A 5,672-nucleotide genomic window follows, 5' to 3' on the forward strand; every position below is an offset into this window, starting at 1 on the left:
CAGCGGGTCCGGTTCGCCGACGCCGTCACCGCGCTCGCCGACGAGGGCTACGGCCTCTTCGTGGAGTCCAGCGCCCACCCCGTCCTGACGGCGGCCATCGCCGATATCGCCGATACGGCCGGTACCGATATCGCGGTCTGCGGGTCCCTGCGCCGGGACGACGGCGGGCGGGAACGGTTCCTGCGTTCCCTCGCGGAGGCGTTTGTCGCGGGAGCCTCCGTCGACTGGACGGCCGTCCTGCCCCCTGCCCCTCTCGCGCCCCTTCCCACCTCCGTCTTCGAACGCCGCCACTACTGGCTCACCCCCGACGGCTCGCCCCTGTCCGCCACGGCCGCCACCACGGATGAGCGGCCGGAAGAGCGCCCGGGGTTCGCCGGTCTGGAGCCCGACCGTCTGCTCGCCGACCTCACCGAGGTGGTCCGCCGCGAGGCCGCCGCCGTGCTGGGCGAGCCCGGAGCGATTCCGGCCCGGCAGGTCTTCAAGGAGGCCGGGTTCGACTCCATGACCTCCGTGGAACTGCGCGCCCGGCTGCGGACGGCGACGGGCGTGCGCCTGCCCGCCACGGCCGCGTTCGACTTCCCGACGGCGGCCCTGCTCGCGGAACATCTCCGCGACCAGATCCTCGGCGGCGGGGCCGAGGCGCCCGAGACCGCCCTGGCCAGCAGCTCCGAACCGGTCGCGATCGTGGGGATGGGGTTGCGGCTGCCGGGTGGGGTGTCGGATGCCGAGGGGTTCTGGGAGCTGCTGTCCGAGGGGCGTGATGTGGTCGGGGAGTTCCCGGCGGACCGTGGCTGGGACCTGGAGCGGCTCTTCGATCCCGACCCGGATGTCCCCGGGACGACCTACGCCCGCCAGGGTGGTTTCCTGGCGGAGGCGGGGGCGTTCGACGCGGGGTTCTTCGGGATCTCGCCGCGTGAGGCGCTGGCGATGGATCCGCAGCAGCGGCTGTTGCTGGAGACGTCGTGGGAGGCGCTGGAGGACGCGGGCATCGACCCCCTGTCCCTGCGCGGCCGGAACACCGGTGTCTTCGTCGGCGCGACCCCTCAGCCCTATGGACCCAGCCCGCTGACCCCCGGCACCGCCGAAGGACTCCTTCTCACCGGGACGCAGCCCAGTGTCATCTCGGGCCGGGTGGCGTATGTGCTGGGTGCGCGGGGTCCCGCGGTGACGGTGGACACGGCGTGTTCGTCGTCGTTGGTGGCGTTGCATCTGGCGGTGCGGTCGGTGCGGTCGGGTGAGTGCTCGATGGCGCTGGCGGGTGGGGTGACGGTGATGGCGGCTCCTGATGTGTTCGTGGAGTTCTCGCGTCAGCGTGGGCTTTCCGCCGATGGTCGGTGTAAGGCGTTTGCGGCGGATGCGGATGGTACGGGGTGGGCTGAGGGTGTGGGTGTGCTGGTGGTGCAGCGGTTGTCGGACGCGGTACGGGAGGGCCGTGAGGTTCTGGCGATCGTGCGGGGTTCGGCGGTCAATCAGGACGGCGCCTCCAACGGCCTGACGGCGCCCAACGGCCCGGCGCAGCAGCAGGTGATCCGGCGGGCGCTGGCCGACGCCGGTCTTGCGGCGTCCGAGGTGGACGCGGTGGAGGCGCATGGCACGGGCACCGTCCTCGGCGACCCGATCGAGGCGGAGGCGTTGCTGGCGACCTATGGGCAGGGACGTGAGGTGCCGTTGTGGCTGGGGTCGGTGAAGTCCAACATCGGTCATGCTCAGGCGGCGGCCGGGGTGACCGGTGTGATCAAGATGGTGTTGGGCCTGCGTCATGGGACCCTGCCGCGCACCCTGCATATCGATCAGCCCTCCAGCCTGGTGGAGTGGGACGCGGGCCGGGTGGAGTTGCTGACGGAGGCCGTTCCGTGGGAGGCGAACGGCCGCCCGCGCCGGGCCGGTGTGTCCTCCTTCGGCGTCTCGGGCACCAACGCCCATGTCGTGATCGAGGAGGCGCCCACCCGTACTCCGGTGTCCGCCCCCGCCCCTGTTGGCTCCGGCCCCATGCCGCTGGTCCTGTCGGCACGCTCACCTGAGGCGCTGCGAACGGGGGCGGTGCGGTTGGCGGAGTTTGTCGAGTCGTCGGGAACCGATCTGGCGACCGTGGCCCGCTCACTGGTCAGGACCCGGACGACCGCGTGGGAGTGGCGTGGGGTGGTGGTTGCTGGTGGTGTTGGTGAGGCGGTTGAGGGTTTGGGGTCGTTGGTGGTGCCGTCGGTGGTGGCTGGTGAGGGTGGTGTGGGGTGGTTGTTCGCGGGTCAGGGTGCTCAGCGGGTGGGGATGGGCCGGGAGTTGTATGAGGCGTTTCCGGTGTTCGCGGGGGCGTTTGATGAGGTGTGTGGGTTGCTGGATGGGGAGTTGACGGGGTGTTCGGTGCGGGAGGTGGTGTTCGGGGACGAAGGAGCTTTGCGGGAGACGGTGTTTGCTCAGGCGGGGTTGTTCGCGGTGGAGGTGGCGATGGCCGTGTTGCTGGCGTCGTGGGGGGTGCGGCCCAAGGTCGTGGTGGGTCATTCGGTGGGGGAGTTGGCGGCGGCGCATGTGGCGGGTGTGCTGACGCTGGCGGATGCGGTGCGGTTGGTGGCGGCGCGGGGGCGTTTGATGCAGGCGCTGCCTTCGGGTGGGGTGATGGTGTCGGTCAGCGTTCCTGAGGCGGATGTGCTGCCGTTGCTGGGTGACGGGGTGGCGGTGGCGGCGGTGAATGGTCCGTCGTCACTCGTGCTGTCCGGTGCGGCGGGCGCGGTGGAGTCGGTGGTGTCGCGGCTGGGTGTGGAGGGGCGCCGGCTGGAGGTCAGTCACGCTTTTCATTCGCCGTTGATGGAGCCGATGATGGCGGAGTTCCGCCGGGTGGCCGAGGGGCTGGTGTTCTCGCCGCCGAAGATTCCGCTGGTGTCCACGGTGACGGGTGAGCGTCTCTCGGATGAGGAGGCCTGTTCGCCGGAGTACTGGGTGAACCAGGTCCGTGCCACGGTCCGTTTCGCCGACGCCGTCGCGAACCTCCATGTCGGAACGGCATTGGAGCTGGGTCCCGGTGGTGTGCTGACCAGCCTCGCCGGTGCCCTGGGCGTGGACGCGTTCGCCCTGACCCGCCGTGACCGTCCGGAGGTCCGTACCGCGCTGACGGCCGTGGGTGAGGTGTGGGCCCGGGGCGGCGACGTCGACTGGACCGCCCTCACCCCCGACGTCCCCACCGCGCCCCTGCCGAAGACGGTCTTCGAGCGTGAGCACCTCTGGCTCGCGTCCGGCCGTGGCGGCGATCTCTCCCACGCGGGCCTCGCCACCGTCGACCACCCGGTCCTCAGCGCCGTTCTCGACGTACCCGACACCGGCACCACCGTACTGACCGGCAGGGTCGACGCCGGGCTGCTCACCGACGCCGACGGAGTGCCCGCCGCCCTGTTGCTGGAACTGGCACTCCGGGGCGGTGACGCCGTGGGCTGTCCCGTGGTCGAGTCGCTGGAGATCGACCGCCTTCCCCGGGTCGCCCCGGACGGGCGCGCGCTCCGGGTCCAGGTCGTCGTCGGCGGTGAGGAGCGGGACGGGACCCGTCAGGTCTCCGTCCACACCCGTCCCGAGCGCGGTGAGGCCCCCTGGACCCGTCATGCGAGCGGCACCCTGACCGCCCGCCCCCGCCCGTCCCACTCCCCGTCCACAGAGGCGTCCTCCGAGGCGCCGGTCGCCGAGGTCGCACTGCCCGAGCGGGAGGATCCCGCCGGGTACGTCCTCCATCCCCGCCTGCTCGCCGCCGCGCTCACGGCCGTCGCCGAGGAGGGGCGGACGCCGCACCTCTGGCGCGGTGTGACGGTCCACGCGACCGGCGCGACGGCCGTGTCGGCCCGGCTGACCCATGACTCCTTGGTCCTCACCGATCCCCGGGGCGGGCCCGTGCTCACGGCCGAATCCGTCCGGCTGCGTGAGCCGTCGGCGGCGGAGGCGGCGTCCGACTCCCCGGCGCCGTACCGGGTGACCTGGGTACCACTGGCCGACGCGGGCGCGGGCACGGCCGTCGTCGCGTTGCCGGACGCCGTCGCGTATCTCACGGCCCGTACGGAGGGGACCGCCCCGGCCGGGGCACCCCCGTGGCTGGCCCTGCGCGTGCCGGACGGAGCCGGGGAGTCGCCCGAGCCGGTACGCGCCCGGGAGGCCGTCGCGGACGTGCTCGGGGTGCTGCGCGAGGCCGTGACCGTACTCGACGGCACCACCCGGCTGGTGGTCATCACCCAGGACGCCGAGTCCGATCCCGTGGCGTCGGCCGTGCGCGGCCTGGTGCGCAGTGCGCAGACCGAGCACCCGGAACGCTTCCTCCTCGCCGACGGTGTTGACCGCGACGGTGACCTGGCTCTCCTGCGGAGGAGCCTCGAAGGCGCCGTCGCCGCGGGGGAGTGGCAGCTGACCGTACGGGACGGCCGGATCCTCGTGCCCCGGCTCGTCCAGGGCGAGGCGAGCGCCCCGCCCGACTGGGCCGCCATGGGCACCGTCCTGGTCACGGGCGGCACCGGCACCCTGGGCGCGCTGGTCGCCCGGCATCTCGTCACCCGGCACGGCGTCCGCTCCCTGGTCCTGGTGTCCCGCCGGGGGCCCGGCGCCGAAGGGGCCGGTGAGCTCCGCGCGGAGCTGGAGCGGGCCGGGGCCGAGGTGACCGTCGAGGCCCGCGACCTCGCCGACCGGGAACAGGTGGCCGAACTGCTGGCCCGGCACCGGATCCGTGCCGTCGTCCACACCGCCGGAGTCGTCGCCGACGGCACCCTGACCACGCTCGGCCCGGACGACATCGACGCGGTGTTCCGTCCCAAGGCCGACGCCGCCACCCATCTGGACGAGCTGGCGGGCGAGCTGGAGGCGTTCGTCCTCTTCTCCTCGGCGGCCGGAGTCCTCGGCAGCGCGGGGCAGGCCAACTACGCCGCCGCCAACGCGTATCTGGACGCGCTCGCCGCCCGGCGCCGCGCGGCCGGGCACCCCGCGGTCTCCCTCGCCTGGGGACTGTGGGCCCCGCCGAGCGGGATGACCGCCCAGCTCGGGACCGCCGACACCCGGCGGCTGGCGCGGCTGGGCCTGGCCCGGCTCGAACCCGGGCGAGCGCTGGCCCTGTTCGACAGTGCGACCGGCGGTGCGGACCCCGCCGTCGTCCCGGCCGGGCTCCAGCTGCCCGCGCTCCGTGAGCAGGCCCGCGCGGGGACGCTGCCCACCCTCCTCGGCGGGCTCGTCGGACCGGTCCGGCGTACGGCGGCGGGCGCGGCGCTCCCGGCGGAGACGCTCCTGGCCGGGACCGACCCCCGCAAGGCCCTCGCCGCCCTGACCGACCTGGTGCGGCGCGAGGCCGCCGCCACCCTCGGCACCCGTGAGTCCGCGATCGACACGGACCGGGCCTTCCGCGACGCCGGGTTCGAATCGCTGACGGCGGTCGAGCTGCGCAACCGGCTCGCCGCGCGGACCGGGCTCGCCCTCCCGCCGACCCTGGTCTTCGACCATCCGAACCCGGGTGTGCTCGCCGCCCACCTTGTCACCCTGCTCGCCGGGCCCGAGGCTGGAGCCGATCCCGTGGCCACCCAGGGTTCCACCACCGTGGCCGAGACCGATGACCCGGTCGTGATCGTGGGTATGGGGCTGCGGCTGCCGGGTGGGGTGAGCGACCCGGAGGGTTTCTGGCGGTTGCTCGCCGAGGGCCGGGACGCGGTGTCCGGTTTCCCGGT

At 73.5% G+C, this 5,672-nt stretch carries 1 protein-coding gene; it reads left to right on the top strand.

Going from position 1 to position 5,672, the window contains the following annotated elements:
* Positions 1-5,672 (top strand): SDR family NAD(P)-dependent oxidoreductase (locus ACFVIM_RS32060; RefSeq protein WP_384308954.1); only part of this gene is annotated, 5,672 nt, incomplete at both ends.

The sequence above is a fragment of the Streptomyces sp. NPDC057638 genome (assembly GCF_042800315.1).
Classification (GTDB): domain Bacteria; phylum Actinomycetota; class Actinomycetes; order Streptomycetales; family Streptomycetaceae; genus Streptomyces.